The following is a 17,449-nucleotide window of genomic DNA, read 5'->3' on the forward strand; positions in this document are numbered from 1 at the left end:
TAATGATGTTGGCTCCGTTGACCAGTACGTCTTAACAGTCCAGTCCAACCGGAGCGGTGATAGCAGCCAAACTTAATCAATCAGCACCCTTAATAGTCTTCTGGCAGACTTAGAAGTTGTGGCCGACTGAAATAATAGCCCTGTTTGAATTTAATGCCCAGTTTTTTACTGAGCTGATTGTCGGCGTGATCTTCAATGCCTTCCAAAACGAGGCGAATGCCATATTCAATACTGATGGCATGCCAAAAATGGATCTTTTGCTGGATATTCGGATCTTTAAACTGCTGATTAAAATTTTGTAACGCAAATTTGATTTCGGAAACAAACGGCAGTAGATCCTGAATCTCAGTGAAATAGTTGTCACCGGTGCCAACATCGTCAAGTGAGAGTTGCATTCCATATTTGAGAAAGCGCTTTAATTGTGGAATTAAGTCATCAACCGGATATTTTTTAGGACCATCTTCTTCGGTCAATTCGATGACGAGTTTCGTCGGATAAAGTTGTTCCTGACTTTTGATCAAGGCGTGCGCAATCGGTGTGGTCATTAATTGTTCACGACTGACATTCACTGAACAGTAGCGTACTTTAACCGATAGGACTTTCGTGGTGGCGATTAAGAGGTCAGCAATGACTTGCGGATCAATGGCGGCAAATGATTCTGGCAGTCGCCAGCCATCGCGGGTGAGTTGTTTCATCAATAGTTCATAGCCAAAAATAGTCTTGGTCGCTGTATTGATTTGTGGTTGGACAAAATAGCGATAAATTGGTTTCAAATGAGGGGCCTCCCTAGCGGACTATTATGTCAATTACAATTAAAGTATACTATAATTAATTGTGAATGAATAAAAGAAAGCCTAAATTTGGCTAAGAATGGTTAAAATATCGGCGACACGAGCGGTTGTGGTGTCATCTAGCCGATGAATTGGGCTTCGAATGAGGAAGGATGATTTGATGAAAGTCGTTATCATTGGGTGTACCCATGCCGGTATTGCGGCCGTCAAACAAATTTTGAAAGTGTATCCGAAAGCGGAGATTACCGTGTATGAACGGCAGGCTAATATTGCTTATCTATCCTGTGCCACGTACTTACATATTGAAGGTACCGTGCAACGGTTGTCCGACGCTGTCTATGCAGAACCCGAAGAGTTTACGAAACAAGGGGTGCGGATGCAGCTCAAGCATGATGTTGTTCAGGTTGACGCGGCCGCTCACCGCTTGTTAGTGCAAAATCTAGTTAATAAGCACTTGACGACTGATCACTATGATCGCTTAATTATGGCGACCGGTTCTATTACGGCGATTCCAGCGATTACTGGGATTGAGAATCCAAAAGTCATGTTGTGTAAGACTTTTGACCAAGCGCATGATTTGTGCCAAAATGCGGAAAGCTTTGATCGGGTTGCCGTATTAGGCGGTGGTTACGTTGGCATTGAACTGGCTGAAGGGTATGTCAATTCCGGCCATCAAGTGACGCTGATTCAACGGCCCAAGAGTTTATTGAACGCTTATGTTGAACCGGCGATTAGCGATGCAGTGGCGGCCGTTTTGAGGACACATGGCGTTAAAGTTGTGCTTGGGACAGAAGTTACTGCTTTTGAAAATACGGATTCTGGTGACTTGTTAGTCAAGACAAACAGTGGCGATTATCAAGTGGATATGGCGGCGATTAGCACCGGCATGTTGCCACAGACGGATTTGTTGGAAGGCCAAGTGAAGATGGCGGCTAACGGGGCTATCATTACGGATGATTACATGCAGACGTCTGACCCGGATATTTTTGCGGCCGGCGATGCAGCGGTCAGCCACGATAATCCCGCGCATCAGTTAACGTATGCGCCGTTAGTTTCGCATGCGATTCGCCAAGGGGCTTTAGCCGGGATTAATGTCTTTGATCGGCGGTTACGGACAATTGGTACTCAGAAGACGACTGGGATGCAAGTCTTTGACCAAACGGTGGTCGCCACCGGTCTGACGTTAGCGGCGGCTAAAGCGGCTAATCTTAACGCAGCTCAAGTGGTCTATCAAGGGGCCTATCGTCCTGAATTTATGCCAGCCACGCCGATGGTCACGGTGCATTTGATCTATGATCGTAATAACCGTAAGATTTTGGGCGCACAACTAATGAGTGGGCACGATGTCTCTCAAGCGGCGAATACGGTATCAGCGTTGATCCAAAATGGCGGGACGGTTGATCAGTTAGCCTTTCTGGATACGCTATTTTCGCCGAACTTCAATGATTTATATAATTATTTGAACTTAGCGGGTCAGCTGGCTGTTGATCAAGAACAAGGGTATTTACGGACTTGAAAAATAAGCGTCTCAGAAATTTCTGAGACGCTTATTTTATACATACTAGTTGAAATTGCCGCCTGCCGGTTGGTTCTTAAAACGCTGGAACGCTAAGGCCAACGACACGACTGAGTATTTTAGAAACCAACTAGCACCAAGCGTATATTAACGTTTTTGAATGGCAATTAAATAGGGTGGTTGATGGATTTGGTTAATAAAGCCATACTGTAAGACTTGAAAAGTCTGCTGGTCAAGTTGTGTCACGTGGTCGTGAAGGGCTTGGGCCTCGGCCTGGCCACCCGGATGTCCGGCGTAGACCATTAAAATGATGAGGCCATTTGTTGCTAAACGGCTTTCCAAGGCAGTCACTGCCGTTAAGGTCGTGGCAGCATGGGTAATAATGGTTTTGTCACCACCAGGTAAATAACCGAGGTTGAAAATGGCGCATTTGATGGGTTGGTCAGCTGGTAACACGGTGGCCAAATTTTCATGACCAGCGTGAGTCAAGGTCACTGATGGTTGCAAGTGCGCATTTTCTAAGGCCGCGGCGGTATGATCGATTGCTGCTTTTTGGATATCAAAGCCGTAGACATGGCCTTGGGGGCCGACTAATTTGGCTAGGTAAACAGTATCGTGGCCGTTACCAACTGTTGCATCTACTACGACATCACCGGGATCGACGACTTGATTGATTAACGTATGACTATAAGTTAAAGCTGAACTAAGTTGGATGAGGTTTCACTTCCTTACAAGCTGATTATGACCGGGACTTAAGTCGAATAGGGCCAGTTCGATGGCCGGCAGTTAGGCGGGTACTGAGATACAATAAACAACTGCCGAGCATGAGACCACCAAAAGTATCACTGGGATAATGCACGCCAACAATAATTCGACTGATCATCATGAGTAACACCATCAAAGTACCAAGCCCAAGCAGGCTTCTTTTAAGCGGCGTTTGTTTAAGTAAATCCCAGGCAATCACGAGTAGGCTGCCGATTAAAAGTGTGGTAGTCGTTGAATGTCCACTGGGATAGCTGTAGCCGCCGATTTGGACGAGCCGCCAAGCAGTTGGACGTGGTCGTTGGATGATTTGCTTAATGAAATAATTGCCATAGCCACCTAAGACCCAAACATTGATCCAGAAAAATAAAGTGGCGCGGGGTTGTCGCATAAGTAATAATGTCATCCCAATAATGGTGGTAATGATCGTAATCATATGTGGATTGCCTAGTTGGGTATAGCTCACCATGGCTTGCTGGAACCACTGGGGACTGTGATGTAGCGGGATGGCAATTGCTTGATCAAATTGTCTAATTATTGTCGCTGATTGTGCCACTGCAATGGTCCAGCCAAACCATAACAGTAATAACCCACTCATCAGGGTATCTTGGGCCCGCCATCTTTTACTGGCCATTGCCCCACCTCCGTTAATTATCTCTAATCATTATAGCATTGTATTATTTTAGCGTTAACGAAATAATAATAAAACACGTTTGGTGATAGTTGGTTTAAATTGCCACTCTGGTTGGTCCAGAATCGGCTGGAACGTGGTGGCCACGTTTTCGAGCCAAAACGCAGTCTCGAAAGCCGGGCTTTATCTAAGTCGGAAAACCACCGACCAAGATAAACGACACCACTGAGCCAATTCTGGACCGCCCGGCGTTAGTTAATGGACATTAATAAATTAATGATTAATTATTTTCAACTAGCGCTAAGTGTCATGAAACTAATCATCAAATTCCTAATCATTTCTACAATAGTGCTTGAAAATCAGCACGGGGTTTGCTAGTATGGTAGTCAATAACTTTGCGACTCTGACAAGGACTAGTAGTCGCTGCTGCTTTTCAGAAACTCCGTGGTCGTTGCAAACGGGGATGCAGTGGTGGCGAACTCACCTTCGAGTCTTCCGGCTGAAGCAATTGTAGGTACGGACGTGGTTTCGCGTTAAGAAAACTCAAGAGGCCACGCTAGTCGTGGAATCATAGGTGGTACCGCGGAACCTCGTTTCGTCCTATAAGCGCTTTTTGCTTATAGGATTTTTTTGTAGCGTGCGAAGGTGGCCGGGTGGGATTGAGGATTGCCTAGCCAATCACTGAATGCGCTTTTTGCATTGAGTGATTAGCGTAGCAACCGGAAGTTCCAGGCCACCGGAGCACGTTTTACCCAAAATACTTCAACCAGACTCACTAAATCCAAAGTCATCAACCGCAATGCTAGTTACATAGCAGGCACAAGAAAGGGGCACAATTATGGCATACAACCATAAAGTCATTGAACGTAAGTGGCAACATTATTGGAAGGTTAACAAGACTTTCAAGGCACAAGATACAACTGATAAACCCAAATACTATGCATTGGATATGTTCCCTTATCCATCCGGTCAAGGGTTACACGTTGGACATCCAGAAGGGTACACCGCCACGGATATTATGTCGCGGATGAAACGGATGCAAGGGTTCAACGTCTTACATCCAATGGGGTGGGACGCTTTTGGCTTGCCAGCTGAACAATATGCTTTAAAGACGGGTCATAACCCGAAAGACTTTACGGCTAAAAATATTAAAAACTTCAAACGCCAAATTCGGTCATTAGGTTTTTCATATGATTGGGATCGTGAAGTCAATACGACTGATCCTAGTTATTACAAATGGACTCAATGGATCTTTGAACAATTATACAAGCGCGGTTTAGCGTATGAATCTGAAACGTTGGTTAACTGGGCCCCTGATATGATGGGTGGGACTGTAGTTTCTAACGAAGAAGTGGTTGATGGCAAGACGGAACGCGGTGGCTATCCAGTTTACCGGGTCCCAATGAAGCAATGGAGTCTTAAGATTACGGCCTATGCCGACCGTTTAATCGATGATTTGGATGATATTGATTGGCCAGAAAGCATCAAGGAACAACAACGTAATTGGATTGGCCGTTCAGTTGGGGCTTCGATTCGTTTCAACATTGAAAACCATCCTGATCAACAGATTGAAGTCTTTTCAACCCGTCCAGATACCTTGTACGGTGCTAGCTATATGGTCTTAGCGCCAGAATTGGACTTGGTCAATACGTTAACGACGCCTGAACAAGCTGAAGCCGTTAAAGCTTACAAAGCCAAAATTGCCAGCAAGTCTGACCTGGAACGGACTGACTTGAATAAAGACAAGACCGGGGTCTTCACCGGGAGCTACGCGATTAACCCAATTAATGGCGAAAAACTACCAATTTGGATCGCCGATTACGTCTTGGCATCATACGGGACTGGGGAAGTCATGGGCGTTCCCGCTCACGATGATCGTGATTTTGAATTTGCGCAAAAGTTTGGTCTCGATATTAAACCTGTCATTGCTGGTGAAAATGACTACAGCAAGCAGGCTTACACTGAAGATGGTGAACATATTAATTCCGGCTTAGTGGATGGCTTAACGAAACAACCCGCTATTGACAAAATGATTGATTGGTTAGTTGAACATGATGCCGGCGAAAAGAAAGTCAACTTCCGCTTACGGGATTGGATCTTTTCACGGCAACGTTATTGGGGCGAACCAATCCCAGTAATCCATTGGGAAGATGGCGAAACCACGTTGGTACCGGAAGATGAATTACCACTCCGTTTACCAGCTACGAAGAATCTCGAACCTTCTGGGACTGGTGAAAGCCCATTAGCCAACATCGATGACTGGGTCAATGTCGTTGATAAAAATGGCCGTAAAGGAAAACGTGAAACCAACACGATGCCACAATGGGCCGGGAGTTCATGGTACTTCTTGCGTTACGTTGATCCACACAATGCCGATGCTTTAGCCGACTATGACAAGTTAAAATACTGGTCACCAGTTGACTTATACGTGGGTGGTGCGGAACACGCGGTCTTACATCTATTGTATGCGCGTTTCTGGCACAAGTTCTTGTACGACCTCGGCGTCGTGCCATTTAAGGAACCATTCCAGAAGTTAGTCAACCAAGGGATGATCTTGGGCGATAACCATGAAAAGATGTCCAAGTCACGTGGCAACGTGGTCAACCCTGATGATATCGTTGAACAATATGGCGCCGATACGTTGCGGTTATACGAAATGTTCATGGGACCTTTGGAAGCTTCAATTCCATGGAGTACAGAAGGTTTGCATGGTGCTAACAAGTGGATCGAACGGGTTTGGCGATTGATTATTGATGAAAATAATCACGTGCGCGATCGGGTCACGACCTTTAACGATGGTAAGTTGACGAAAGTCTATAACCAAACCGTCAAAAAGGTTACTGAAGATTATGAAGCGATGCGCTTTAACATTGCCATCTCACAGATGATGGTCTTCGTTAACGAAGCGTACAAGGTTGATGATTTACCAATCGTCTATATTGAAGGCTTAGTGAAGTTATTAGCCCCAATTACGCCACACTTGTCTGAAGAACTCTGGTCATTATTAGGCCATGAAAAGACGATCACGTACGCGACTTGGCCAACTTATGATGAATCTAAGTTAGTTGAAAGTACGGTCCAGATTGTCTTACAAGTTAACGGTAAGGTTCGGTCACATGCCGAAGTCGCTAAAGACATGGGTAAAGACGAACTTGAAAAGTTAGCCTTGGCCGACGAAAAAGTTAAAGAATTTACTGACGGGAAGACGATTCGCAAAGTCATCGCTATTCCTGGTAAATTAGTGAACATTGTCGCTAACTAAATCTAGTTTAAAAAAGTTGTCATCAATTTTGATGGCAGCTTTTTTATTTTGGAATTTAGCTACACCTCCGTTGATCAGGCTGTACGCGGTGGGGCGGACCTGAAGCCTCAGGAGCGGTCTTCAGGACACTTTTTAGCCGAAAGACACGTCTAAAAAGTTGGCCCAGTCACTAAGACTGGAAGATCACCAGTCTTAGTGACTCGCAAAGTGACTCGACACGGCGTACAACCTACTCAGCTCCGGTTTCGCAGTAAGTTTGAATTGATTAGCAGAACACTTTAGAAACCAACTTCTCAGCTAAAGTTACTGGTTGCAACGAATTAACGTTAGTTTATAAATAGCCAATAATTAACGCCGGGCGGACCAGAATTGTGGTGTCGTTTATCTTAGTCGTAGGTTTCGACTTAGATAAAGCCCGGCTTTCGAGACCGCACTTTGGCTCGAAAACGTGGCCACCACGTTCCAGCCGATTCTGGGCCAACCAGAGTGGCAATGTAATCCTACTAGTACTATGCGCTCTGAACACTGGCTTTTAGGCTTCAGGTCTGCTCCACAGTACACCAATGAGAGTAATTTACTGTTAATCAGGTCTTGAACCTGCGATGTCTAAAATCTTAAACGTTGCTTAAACTCCCCGCGAACACCAGAATTGAATTGCAACTGTGCGATATTTCATCTAAAATGGTTAAGATTGAACTAAGAAAGTGGGTTACGAAACATGTCTGAGGAATCAAAAGCAAATCAGCCGCAAAATCCGCATATGAATTCGGAAGCTGACGCGCATCAAAAGATGGTGCGGGGATCGGCTTGGATGACGGCCGGCAGTCTCTTTTCACGGATTCTTGGGGCCATTTATATTATTCCCTGGGTCGTGTGGCTCGGTAACGATTACGCGCAAGGTAACGCGCTATACGCGAAAGGCTATAACATTTATAGTTTCTTCCTATTAGTAGCGATTGGTGGGATTCCTTCTGCCATCTCGAAGCAGGTTTCAGAATATAATGCGCAAAATGAATACGGTGTTGGTCAGCGGTTATTTAAACGGGGCCTATTGTTGACGACGGCCATGGGAATTGTGGCTGGCTGTATCTTGTGGTTCGGTGCGAAACCGATTGGCTTTATTTTCGGTGGTAGTGATCCGAATATGATTCCAGTGTTGCGGGCGTTAGCGATTGCCTTAGTGATTATTCCGTCGATGTCGTTGACCCGTGGTTTCTTCCAAGGGTACCAACAGATGGCGCCGTCCGCCGTGTCCCAATTCGTTGAACAAGTCTTTCGGGTCGTTTATCTATTGGGTGCGACTTACTTTATTATGCGGGTGCAGCGTGGGGATTGGGTCAATGCGATTACGCAGTCAACCTTTGCAGCGTTTGTCGGGGCGGCCGCTAGTTTCTTACTGTTAGGGTGGTATTACTACCGGCAGCGGCCGGAACTGAATCGTTTAGCGGCGCAAAGTGATGCCAAGCTGGTCATCCCAGTGTGGCAGTTATTTAAAGATATTATTATCCAAGCGATTCCGTTTATTGTGATTGATACGGCCACAACGGTCTTTAACTTGTTTGACCAAGCGACCTTCCAACCGATTATGCAACATGCTTTCCATATGAAAGTGTCGGTTATTAATACGTTGTACGCCTTATTTGCGTTCAACTCTAATAAATTAGTCATGATTATTGTTTCGTTAGCTTCTGCGATTGCGATTACGGTTGTGCCGTTATTGTCCGAATCATTAGCGGCCCATAATCTACGGCAGATTCGAAAACAACTGGAAGATGCGCTGATCCTATTTTTGTTCATTATGATTCCAGGTTCCTTAGGGATGGCGGCGATTGCTTATCCGTTAAATACGTTATTTTACGGGTATGATGAATTAGGGTCGTTGATTTTGCAGATTGCCTCATTTACGGCCATTTTACTAGGGCTATTTACGGTGGTGACCGGCTTAATGCAAGGGTTGTCACGGAACAAAGATGTAATTCGATATTATCTAATTGGCTTAGTGGTCAAGTTAGTAGTGCAAGTGCCTTGTGTGATTTTTCTATCGGCAGCGGGGCCGTTAGTCGCCACGGCGATTGGGATGGCGGTTGCCAGCATGCTGGTCTTGTATGATTTGGAAGTGAACTTCGGTGTTCGCTATGCGAAGTTATTGCCGAAAGTCAACCGGATTTTGATTTACTCGATTTTGACGTACTTAGCGGCAACTTTGGTTGTTCATGGTCTCAACTTAGTTCTAAATGAACACAGTAAACTGCAAGCAATGATTATTTTAATCTTAGCGGTTGCCGCTGGTGGTGCGGTCTATGGGTACTTTGCGTTGAAGTCCCATCTTGCTGATTTGATGATTGGTTCCCGGGCGGCCGGTTTACGGCGCAAGCTCCGGATTAAGTAGGTGTAGAATGCGAATAGATAAATTTTTACATGCCATGCGAATTGGCACGCGGACGCAAGTGCGTCGGTTGATCAAGGACGGGCACATTACCGCCAATGGTGAACGCGTGCTTTCTGGTAAGCAACAAGTTAATCCTAGTAGTGACGTGGTTTACTTGGATGAAGAACCGGTTCGTTACCAACAGTACTTTTATTATGTGATGAATAAACCTGTTGGTGCGATTACGGCCACGGTGGATGCGCAGGCTAAAACGGTGCTGGATCTTTTTAATGCCACGGATTACCGAGATGATTTATTCCCGGTTGGCCGGTTGGATAAGGACACGGAAGGTATCTTGTTGATTACTAATGATGGTGCCTTGTCGCACGCCTTGTTAGCCCCCGCACATCACGTGACGAAAGTCTATGAGGCTGAGGTGACTGGCGAAATTACTGCTGATCAAGTCGCTGGTTTTAATGATGGGGTGACGTTGAAAGACGGGACTCAGTTACAACCGGCCCAAGCTGAAATTGTTGCGTTTCATGAGATTGAAAACTTTACGACGTTACGGATTCAGATTCATGAAGGCAAGTATCATCAAGTTAAACGGATGATTGGGACGTTAGGCGAACGGGTGGTGCAATTAAAACGCATCAAGTTCGGGTCATTAACGTTGCCAGTAGGTTTACTTGCTGGGAATTATCGCGCTTTAACTGATGATGAATTGACCGCGTTAAAAGCGGATGCGGGTCAAACTGAAAATTAAAAATAAAGCATCGTTATCCGAGGTTATGCTGGGATAACGGTGCTTTTTTCTTAGGCTAAGCTTGACTGTAATCATGCATGTACTTCGGTAGTTGCGCACTGATTTGATGGGGCAACACCACGTATTGGGTCTGGGCTAAGTCGTCGGCAATCGCGCTGTGTAAGTAGACCGCGCTTAAAATGGCATTCGTGAAATCATCGAATTGAGCTAGAAAGCCACCAACCATGCCGGCTAAGGTATCCCCCATACCGCCAGTTGCCATTGCCGGGGTACCACCGGGATTAATCCAAGCCTGGGGGCCATTGTAGATGGTTGTATGATGAGCCTTAACGACGGCAGTGACGTTGAGCCGTTGTGCAGCTAGCTGATTAGCAGCTGGGGTTTGGTCGGCAATTTTGAGGCCACTGACCCGTTGCCATTCCATCTGATGGGGTGTTAGGACAACTTGACCGGTTAAGGCTGGTTGTCTGGTCGTGGCGAGTAGGGTTAAGGCGGAGCCGTCAATCACTAGGCGTTGTTTTGGCGTAACTGTTTTTAAGACTTGGGTCAAGAGTGTCGGGGCAACCGCTTCGGTACCTAAGCCAGGGCCAATCACGATCACGTCCATAGTCGCCAACAGGTCGTTGATTTGCTCGAAATCCGTATAGTCGACCACCATCGCTTCGGGTAATTGGGCATGCAGACTAGTGAAGTTGATGGGGTCAGTTGCGACCGTCACTAGGCCGGCACCGCTGTATGTAGCGGCGGTGGCAGCCATGATAATGGCCCCACCAAAGTTCTGATTGCCGCCAATTAACATGATGCGGCCATAGGTGCCCTTATATGATTCGGCGGGGCGTTTAATAATGGTCTGACGGACTAACGCCGGCGTAATTGTTTGCAAAATAAGACCTGCTTTCTTGAATTTACTTTCAGTACGTTTGGTGTTAGTTGGTTTAAATTGTCACTCTGGTTGGTCCAGAATCGGCTGGAACGTGGTGGCCGCGTTTTCGAGCCACAGTGCGGTCTCGAAAGCCGGGCTTTATCTAAGTCGGAAAATCACCGACTAAGATAAACGACACCACTGAGCCAACTCTGGCCCGCCCGACGTTAACTAACGGATATTAAAAAATTAACGATTGATTATTTCAGTTTAGTCATTAGCCGAGAGGTTGATTCCTAAAATGCTCAGCCGTGTCGTTGGCCTTAGTGCGAGTGGTCTGCTCGGACTTAGGCCAAGGCCAATTTTGAAGACCGTGCTTTGGCTTCAAAATGGCCCATGGCGTTCCAGCATTTTAGGAACCAACCGGCAGGCGGCAATTTCAACTAGCATCGAGCGTATTCTCAGTATAACATGCAGGTGGTGAGCGGTTGCTTAAGATTATTAAGTTGGCGTCACCTATGCTAGAATTAAGTAAACCAAATATTGGAGGAATTTATTAATGACAATTGATTGGCAAGCAGAAGCGGCTAAGCGCCAGGACGACTACTTAGCAGATTTAACCACGATGTTGCGGGTACCGAGCTTTCGAGATGATAGTCAGGCAACGGCCGATGCCCCATTAGGTCCCGGTCCTAAGCAAGCGTTGACGACGTTCTTAGCAATTGCCAAACGCGATGGCTTCAAAACCAAGAACATTGATAACTTAGTCGGTTATGCGGAATACGGCGAGGGTGACGAGACATTAGCGGTCTTAGCCCATGTCGATGAGATGCCCGCTGGTAACGGTTGGGATACCGATCCATTTGAACCGACCATTAAAGATGGCAAGCTGTATGCTCGGGGGGCCTCGGACGATAAAGGCCCCGGGATGGCGGCTTATTATGGTTTGAAGATGGTCAAAGAGCTTGGCCTGAAATTAAATAAAAAGATCCGGTTTATTGTTGGGACCGATGAAGAAAGCAATTGGACGGGGATGAAACGGTACTTTGAAGTCGAACCGGCGCCAACTTTGGGCTTCTCACCGGATGCGGAATTCCCATTAATTAATGGTGAAAAAGGGAACGTCAGCTTGCAAGTCCACTTTGGTGCCACTGATACCGGGGCAGTTAGCTTAATCAGCTTTGACTCTGGCTTGCGGGAAAACATGGTGCCTCGTGAAGCCGAAGCCATCATTGCCAATGCCGATGTTGACCAAGTGACGGCTGATTTTAAAGCGTTCTTGGCTGACCAACCGGTGACAGGTGAGGTCACTAACGATGCACAAGGGCTTAAATTAGCGCTCGTTGGGAAAGCCACTCACGGGATGGAACCACGTAATGGGATTAATGCCGGGACTTACTTGGCGACCTTCTTGAATAACTATGCCTTTGCTGGCGATGCCCAAGCGTTCTTGAACTTTATCGCCACTAAATTACACAAGGATTCACGGGTCAACCAATTAGGCTTAGCCTTTACTGATGAAGTGATGGGCGACTTAACGATGAACGTGGGCTTATTGCACTTTGATCAGCAACAAGGCGGTGATTTGACCTTGAACTTCCGTTATCCAAAGGGGATTGAACCTGCTGACTTGACGAACGGCGTCACGGCACAATTACCAGCTGGGGCGACGGTCAGTCAAGGTGACTTTATGGTGCCACATTACGTAGACCCTGAAGATCCAATCGTTAAGGATTTGATGGCTGTTTATCGACGCCAAACTGGCGATAGCGCTTCACAACCAGAAATCGTTGGTGGTGGGACTTACGGTCGAATGATGAAGCGCGGCGTTGCTTTTGGGGCTTTATTCCCACATACTGAAGATACGATGCACCAAGCCAATGAATTCCAACCGGTTGCTGATTTAATGGCAGCGATGGCGATTTATGGCGAATCGATTGCGGTTTTAGCAACTGATCACTAATTAACTTAAAGGAGGAGACGCGTCATGACGCTTTACCAAAAGATTCTCGTCGGAATTGATACCTCGTTGCAATCAGAATTAGCCTTAAACAAGGCCACTACGATTGCCAGTAAGAATCAAGCGACTTTAGATATCGTCACGGTGATTAATACGGAAAAGTTTATCGGTGTTACGCAAGGACCAATGGGGTTTGGCGCGGCGACTCCGCAAGTCTTACAGGAATTGACCAAGCAGTTGAAAGCCACTTTGGCGCAGGCCCGGCGTAAAGCTGTTGAAGCTGGTGTTCCTGATGTGCAGATTCATTTGCATTCTGGAAACTCCAAGACTTTATTGGCAACGACGTTACCGGCGCGCTATGGAACGGACTTAATTGTCATTGGGGCGACTGGTCTAAACGCGGTCTCACGTTTTTTGATTGGCTCCAATGCGGCCTACGTCACGCGTCGGGCTGTTTGCGATATCTTAGTGGTGCGGACGGATTTGGCACATCAATTGGTTGAACATCCGACGCGCTTAACGCGTAAATTATAAGTTAATGAAGAACGGTCTTGGCGGTGCGTGCTGTCAGGACCGTTTTTATAAGCTTAAAAATTGATCGGCTTGATTCTTAACCGAACACATACGTAATCTTTACAATAAGTCGACAATTTTGCAACGTTGTTCTGGCATGATTTAGAGTGTAAGCGTAGACGGCAATTGTCACTAACATCAGACGTCAAGCGACTGATTTGATTACGGTCATGATAAAAGCCCGAGAATACCTGAAACCAGTTACCGATAACATGTTAAAATTAAGACACTTGGCCAAATACCTGTGGTTGAGAGAAAAGAGTTGAAATTTAATGACAAGTAATTCCCTGATATATGGTCATCGCGGGGTGCCAGTGAAATTTCCAGAAAATTCATTGGCTGGTTTTGCCTATGCGATTGGTCATCAGATCGATGGTTTAGAATTTGATGTGCATTTGACGAAGGATCGGGTCCCAGTCATTATGCATGATGAAGAAATTAATCGGACGACCGATGGGATGGGACGTATCGCTGACTATACCTATGCCGAATTACGGCAATTCACGTTAGCCAATGGTGAACCAGTGCCGTCCTTAAAAGAATTATTGGATTTGGTGAGTGGTGAACCGGTTCATTTAAACTTAGAGTTTAAGACGGATAAGCATTATTATCAAGGAATTGAACGGATCGTGTTACAACTTGTTCAACAAGCCGACTTGGTCTATCCGGTGGTGTTCTCGTCATTTAACTTGCGTAGTTTGGAACGGGGTCATGAGATTGACTCACGACAAAAGTATGCGTTTTTAACGTCAGCCAAGCTTGGTGATCCAGAAGGGTTTGCCGTCGCGGAGCATTTAGAAGGCCTGCACTTGGAACATTATCAAGACATGCAGCATGTGTCAGAACGGGTCTGGACCGTTGATGACCCTGATGAGTTGCGGGAATTATTTGATAAGCAAGTCAGTGCCGTAATTACTGATGATTTTGAATTGGCACGCGAGGTGCGCGCAGCCATCTAAAGCTAAAAAAACAGCTATTCAGAAAATTTTCTGAATAGCTGTTTTTGTTCGGATTTAGACGTTTGCTGGTTTGCGAATTTTAGCTAATTCGGCATCAATTTGTGCCAAAACAGCTTGTTGGTTTTCAACTTTTTCCAAGTTGTATTTTTGTAAGTCGATCTTCATCTTAGGACTAGCATCGTATTCGTCGAACCACTTCCGATAAGCGGTCCACATCTTGAAATAATAAGATTCCAATTCAGGATTGTTATCGAATTGTTCGTAATCACGACCACGTTTTTTAATCCGGTATAAGATCGTATCAAAATCAGTTTCTGAATAGACCATCAAATCTGGTGCTTTTTTAGGTAATTCAGTTAATTCGGTCATCATGTTATCGAGCAATTGCAAATAAACTTTTAATTCCGTGTTGGAAATATTACCTTCCGCGTTGTTTTCCTTGGTGAATAGGGCATCTTCATAGATGGAACGGTCGAGGACGTTGTTGTCATCGGCCAATGCCTTTTTGATCATCCCGAAACGTTTGTTAAGGAAGTAGATTTGTAATAAGAAACCGTAATTTTTAGGATCTGAGTAGTATAGTGGCAATACTGGATTGTCGCCAACTGGTTCGTAGAAAGCTTTAGTGCCAAGGTGGTCAGCGATTAACCCCGTTAACGTGGTTTTACCGACACCAATCATACCTGCTGTTATTATCACCATGATAGCCCCTCTTTATAGAAAATTGCACTATATAGTATACCAAAAAAATGACTAATACTATATAGTGTTTTGAATAAAGTTTTGGTGAGGCTGGACAATTATTTTTTTACTTGTTCCTTCATTAAATCGCGGATTTCACTCAAGTATTGTTCAGACAAATCTGGTTCAACTGGTGTTTCTTCAGGTTCTGTTTTGACGACTTTATTGATCGCCTTAACGAGCAAGAAGACGACTAACGCAATGATAAAGAAATTAATAATTGAGTTGAGGAAAGCACCATATTTAAAGGTTGCTTCCCCAATGGTGACTTTTAAGTTAGACAGATCGATCCGTCCGAGAAAAATTCCAATCAAAGGATTAATTAAATTGTTGGTGAGAGATTTGACGATGCCGGTAAAAGCCGACCCGATAATGACCCCGACGGCCAGATCAATCACGTTACCACGGGCAATAAATTGTTTGAATTCTTCAATCATAATGAAATTCCTCCTAGTATTAATCTAAGCTAGCATAGCAAAAAATGAAACCGGCGACAATTCAGACGCTCATTAAACGGTTTATTGATAGGTCAACGGCCAAATTAACTGGTAAAGCGGTTGCATTCCGTTGTGGATTTCGATAGAGTGGAGTGTAAACTTTAATTTAAGAGGGTAGTTTTAGTATGTATAAAATGATCGTCTGTGATCTCGACGAAACGTTAATGAACGATGACGGGACGTTATCTAAAAAAAATGCGGCTGCTATTCAGGCCGCGACTAAAAAAGGGGTCTACTTTGTAGCAAATTCGGGGCGGAGTTATACCTCGTTTCAAGACAATCTAGCGCAAATGCACTTGCGCGATCAACCGGATCAATATTCGATTTCGTATAATGGTGGCTTAATCTTGGAAAACGCCGGTAATCGGCCGATTGCGGTCAATGCGATGCCATTTGAATTAGCCCGCGCGATTTTTGAAGTGGGTGCGGCTAATCCAGAAGCAGCCACCCATATCTATACACAAGATCAGTTATTTATTTATCATCCCACGCCAGATGATTCGGCTTATCTGACTAATCGTGGTGCTGAATTCACCCCAGTGACTAGTGCTGATTTTAATCAGTTTAAGTCATTAAATGTGATGAAAATTATCATGGCTTTGCCAACGGTTGAAAAGCGCCAAGCGATGCGTGCAGCGGTCGAAGCGGTCGTTGATCCTGCGCAACTAGCGGTCACTTTTTCATCAGGGCGTTATGTAGAATTTAATCAGGCCGGTGTTAATAAAGGGTCGGCTGCTGTTCAATTGGGACAACTATTAGGGATTAAACCGGCTGAAATTATTGCGGCTGGTGATAATAGTAATGATTTGCCGATGCTACGTGCAGTGGGGTTGCCTGTCAGTGTCGCCAATGGGATCGATGCTGTAAAAGCGGCGGCGAAATATGTTACCCAGGCTGACAATAATCATGATGCCATTGCGGAAATTATTAATAAGTTTGTTTTATAACCGAAGCTATCTTAATATTGCAGTCGAATTGGTTTGAACTAAGGCTGAGCCTAGTGGTATGATGTTAATTGGAATGTAGTGGACGCTACAAGTTATTGCCAGTGAAGACTCACTGGACATCAGTGAATGGGGGAACGCGCAATGAGTGCGATTCGAGACGATTTAGCGAAGGCAATTAAGAATAAACATCTCGTTGAAATCTATTCCAAAGGAACCAACGAGCAGTTTAGTGTCGGCTATATATTACAACAAGACGAAAAGTTCGTCTTAGTCGAAGCCATCAATGTTGACGGTGAGTTGGATGGCTTAGTAGTCTTCCGTAAGGCGTCACTGGCAAAAGTGGTGACGGGAACAGATTACTTGAAGAGTATGATGACCATCGTGAGCCTCGCCCAACAACGCGGCTACTTCGATGTTTGGAACACGGAACGGTTGGCAGCTAAGTTCTTGAAGAAGGATAACCAGAAACATTCCTTATTGAAGACCTTATTAAAGCAAGCCTTCAAACGCGATCAAGTCATTCAGCTATCTGGTCGCATCAAGAAGCATGGCGACAGTTATACCGGTTTTATTCATAGTGAACATAAGAAGTATCTTGAATTTAACTATGTTGATACGTTTGAACTAGAAAAGCGGCCCCAGATTGCCGTGCGGTATGCAGAGATTGACGAAGCAAGTTTGCATAGTTTTGAAACCTTTAACATTACCGCCGTTATCGAGAGCTACATGCCCGGCGACTTCCATTAAAATAGACTAATTATGGGTCAGCTATCTGATGAGATGGCTGGCTTTTTTGTGTCGACTTTTAGAAGTT

General features: G+C 45.2%; 15 protein-coding genes and 1 other annotated feature. Of the genes, 9 read left to right on the forward strand and 6 right to left on the reverse strand.

The genetic code is table 11. The annotated features are described in order from the left end of the window. Nucleotides 1–89: 89 nt before the first annotated feature. The gene (locus tag FFM77_RS02270; RefSeq protein WP_137634125.1) at nucleotides 90–773 is read right to left on the reverse strand and encodes an EAL domain-containing protein; all 684 of its coding nucleotides are present in this window, start codon (nucleotides 771–773) and stop codon (nucleotides 90–92) included. Nucleotides 774–951: 178 nt separating this feature from the next. Here FFM77_RS02270 and FFM77_RS02275 point away from each other — a divergent pair, with 178 nt between their 5' ends. Next, nucleotides 952–2,307 carry an FAD-dependent oxidoreductase gene (locus FFM77_RS02275; protein ID WP_137634126.1) on the forward strand — a complete coding sequence of 452 codons (1,356 nt, stop codon included), beginning with the start codon at nucleotides 952–954 and terminating at the stop codon, nucleotides 2,305–2,307. Nucleotides 2,308–2,454: 147 nt separating this feature from the next. Here the strand turns inward: FFM77_RS02275 and mnmM are convergent, their stop codons facing one another. Next, a complete protein-coding gene (gene mnmM, locus FFM77_RS02280) occupies nucleotides 2,455–3,021 on the reverse strand; it encodes a tRNA 5-(aminomethyl)-2-thiouridylate-methyltransferase MnmM (RefSeq protein WP_479686903.1) in 567 nt (188 codons plus the stop codon). Between the two features lie 25 nt (nucleotides 3,022–3,046). After that, a complete protein-coding gene (locus FFM77_RS02285) occupies nucleotides 3,047–3,703 on the reverse strand; it encodes a phosphatase PAP2 family protein (RefSeq protein WP_137634128.1) in 657 nt (218 codons plus the stop codon). Nucleotides 3,704–4,094: 391 nt separating this feature from the next. After that, nucleotides 4,095–4,306 (forward strand) — a binding site (T-box leader). A 232-nt stretch (nucleotides 4,307–4,538) separates the two neighbouring features. Between FFM77_RS02285 and leuS the strand changes: the two genes are divergently transcribed. From leuS to FFM77_RS02300, 3 genes are all read left to right on the forward strand, one after another. Then, nucleotides 4,539–6,962: a leucine--tRNA ligase gene (gene leuS / locus FFM77_RS02290; protein ID WP_137634129.1), complete on the forward strand. Its 2,424-nt coding sequence runs from the start codon at nucleotides 4,539–4,541 to the stop codon at nucleotides 6,960–6,962. A 718-nt stretch (nucleotides 6,963–7,680) separates the two neighbouring features. Then, complete coding sequence (locus FFM77_RS02295) at nucleotides 7,681–9,351, forward strand: putative polysaccharide biosynthesis protein (protein WP_137634130.1); 1,671 nt, start codon at nucleotides 7,681–7,683, stop codon at nucleotides 9,349–9,351. A gap of 7 nt (nucleotides 9,352–9,358) precedes the next feature. Then, nucleotides 9,359–10,096, forward strand: a complete 738-nt coding sequence (locus FFM77_RS02300; RefSeq protein ID WP_137634131.1) for a pseudouridine synthase — start codon at nucleotides 9,359–9,361, stop codon at nucleotides 10,094–10,096. A 55-nt stretch (nucleotides 10,097–10,151) separates the two neighbouring features. Here the strand turns inward: FFM77_RS02300 and FFM77_RS02305 are convergent, their stop codons facing one another. Next, nucleotides 10,152–10,979, reverse strand: coding sequence for an NAD(P)H-hydrate dehydratase (locus FFM77_RS02305; protein ID WP_137634132.1), 828 nt, complete (start codon nucleotides 10,977–10,979; stop codon nucleotides 10,152–10,154). A 538-nt stretch (nucleotides 10,980–11,517) separates the two neighbouring features. Between FFM77_RS02305 and pepV the strand changes: the two genes are divergently transcribed. The 3 genes from pepV (at nucleotide 11,518) to FFM77_RS02320 (ending at nucleotide 14,450) form a co-directional block, all read left to right on the forward strand. Next, nucleotides 11,518–12,921, forward strand: coding sequence for a dipeptidase PepV (gene pepV / locus FFM77_RS02310; RefSeq protein ID WP_137634133.1), 1,404 nt, complete (start codon nucleotides 11,518–11,520; stop codon nucleotides 12,919–12,921). Nucleotides 12,922–12,945: 24 nt separating this feature from the next. Further along, a complete protein-coding gene (locus FFM77_RS02315; RefSeq protein WP_137634134.1) occupies nucleotides 12,946–13,452 on the forward strand; it encodes a universal stress protein in 507 nt (168 codons plus the stop codon). A 311-nt stretch (nucleotides 13,453–13,763) separates the two neighbouring features. Further along, nucleotides 13,764–14,450 carry a glycerophosphodiester phosphodiesterase gene (locus FFM77_RS02320; protein WP_137634135.1) on the forward strand — a complete coding sequence of 229 codons (687 nt, stop codon included), beginning with the start codon at nucleotides 13,764–13,766 and terminating at the stop codon, nucleotides 14,448–14,450. 54 nt (nucleotides 14,451–14,504) lie between these two features. On the opposite strand, the gene FFM77_RS02325 is transcribed toward FFM77_RS02320, so the two are convergent. Both FFM77_RS02325 and mscL read right to left on the reverse strand, forming a co-directional pair. Further along, complete coding sequence (locus FFM77_RS02325; protein WP_137634136.1) at nucleotides 14,505–15,152, reverse strand: deoxynucleoside kinase; 648 nt, start codon at nucleotides 15,150–15,152, stop codon at nucleotides 14,505–14,507. 98 nt (nucleotides 15,153–15,250) lie between these two features. Further along, nucleotides 15,251–15,628, reverse strand: coding sequence for a large-conductance mechanosensitive channel protein MscL (mscL, locus tag FFM77_RS02330; RefSeq protein WP_137634137.1), 378 nt, complete (start codon nucleotides 15,626–15,628; stop codon nucleotides 15,251–15,253). A gap of 185 nt (nucleotides 15,629–15,813) precedes the next feature. On the opposite strand from mscL, the gene FFM77_RS02335 reads away from it, so the two are divergent. Both FFM77_RS02335 and FFM77_RS02340 read left to right on the forward strand, forming a co-directional pair. After that, nucleotides 15,814–16,635, forward strand: coding sequence for a Cof-type HAD-IIB family hydrolase (locus FFM77_RS02335; protein WP_137634138.1), 822 nt, complete (start codon nucleotides 15,814–15,816; stop codon nucleotides 16,633–16,635). A 141-nt stretch (nucleotides 16,636–16,776) separates the two neighbouring features. Then, nucleotides 16,777–17,382 (forward strand): hypothetical protein, encoded by a 606-nt coding sequence (locus tag FFM77_RS02340; RefSeq protein WP_137634139.1) that lies wholly within the window; start codon nucleotides 16,777–16,779, stop codon nucleotides 17,380–17,382. Nucleotides 17,383–17,449 lie beyond the last annotated feature (67 nt).

Origin of the sequence: Lactiplantibacillus songbeiensis, from assembly GCF_005405125.1 — a bacterium.
Classification (GTDB): Bacteria; Bacillota; Bacilli; order Lactobacillales; family Lactobacillaceae; genus Lactiplantibacillus; species Lactiplantibacillus songbeiensis.

Excerpts from the sequence above, each read along its gene's own strand:
- FFM77_RS02285 (WP_137634128.1), bottom strand. The coding sequence starts at position 3,703 with ATGGCCAGTAAAAGATGGCGGGCCCAAGATACCCTGATGAGTGGGTTA.
- leuS (WP_137634129.1), top strand. The coding sequence starts at position 4,539 with ATGGCATACAACCATAAAGTCATTGAACGTAAGTGGCAACATTATTGG.
- FFM77_RS02340 (WP_137634139.1), top strand. The coding sequence starts at position 16,777 with ATGAGTGCGATTCGAGACGATTTAGCGAAGGCAATTAAGAATAAACAT.
- FFM77_RS02300 (WP_137634131.1), top strand. The coding sequence starts at position 9,359 with ATGCGAATAGATAAATTTTTACATGCCATGCGAATTGGCACGCGGACG.
- FFM77_RS02320 (WP_137634135.1), top strand. The coding sequence starts at position 13,764 with ATGACAAGTAATTCCCTGATATATGGTCATCGCGGGGTGCCAGTGAAA.
- FFM77_RS02295 (WP_137634130.1), top strand. The coding sequence starts at position 7,681 with ATGTCTGAGGAATCAAAAGCAAATCAGCCGCAAAATCCGCATATGAAT.
- FFM77_RS02275 (WP_137634126.1), top strand. The coding sequence starts at position 952 with ATGAAAGTCGTTATCATTGGGTGTACCCATGCCGGTATTGCGGCCGTC.
- FFM77_RS02335 (WP_137634138.1), top strand. The coding sequence starts at position 15,814 with ATGTATAAAATGATCGTCTGTGATCTCGACGAAACGTTAATGAACGAT.
- FFM77_RS02315 (WP_137634134.1), top strand. The coding sequence starts at position 12,946 with ATGACGCTTTACCAAAAGATTCTCGTCGGAATTGATACCTCGTTGCAA.
- mscL (WP_137634137.1), bottom strand. The coding sequence starts at position 15,628 with ATGATTGAAGAATTCAAACAATTTATTGCCCGTGGTAACGTGATTGAT.
- pepV (WP_137634133.1), top strand. The coding sequence starts at position 11,518 with ATGACAATTGATTGGCAAGCAGAAGCGGCTAAGCGCCAGGACGACTAC.
- FFM77_RS02325 (WP_137634136.1), bottom strand. The coding sequence starts at position 15,152 with ATGGTGATAATAACAGCAGGTATGATTGGTGTCGGTAAAACCACGTTA.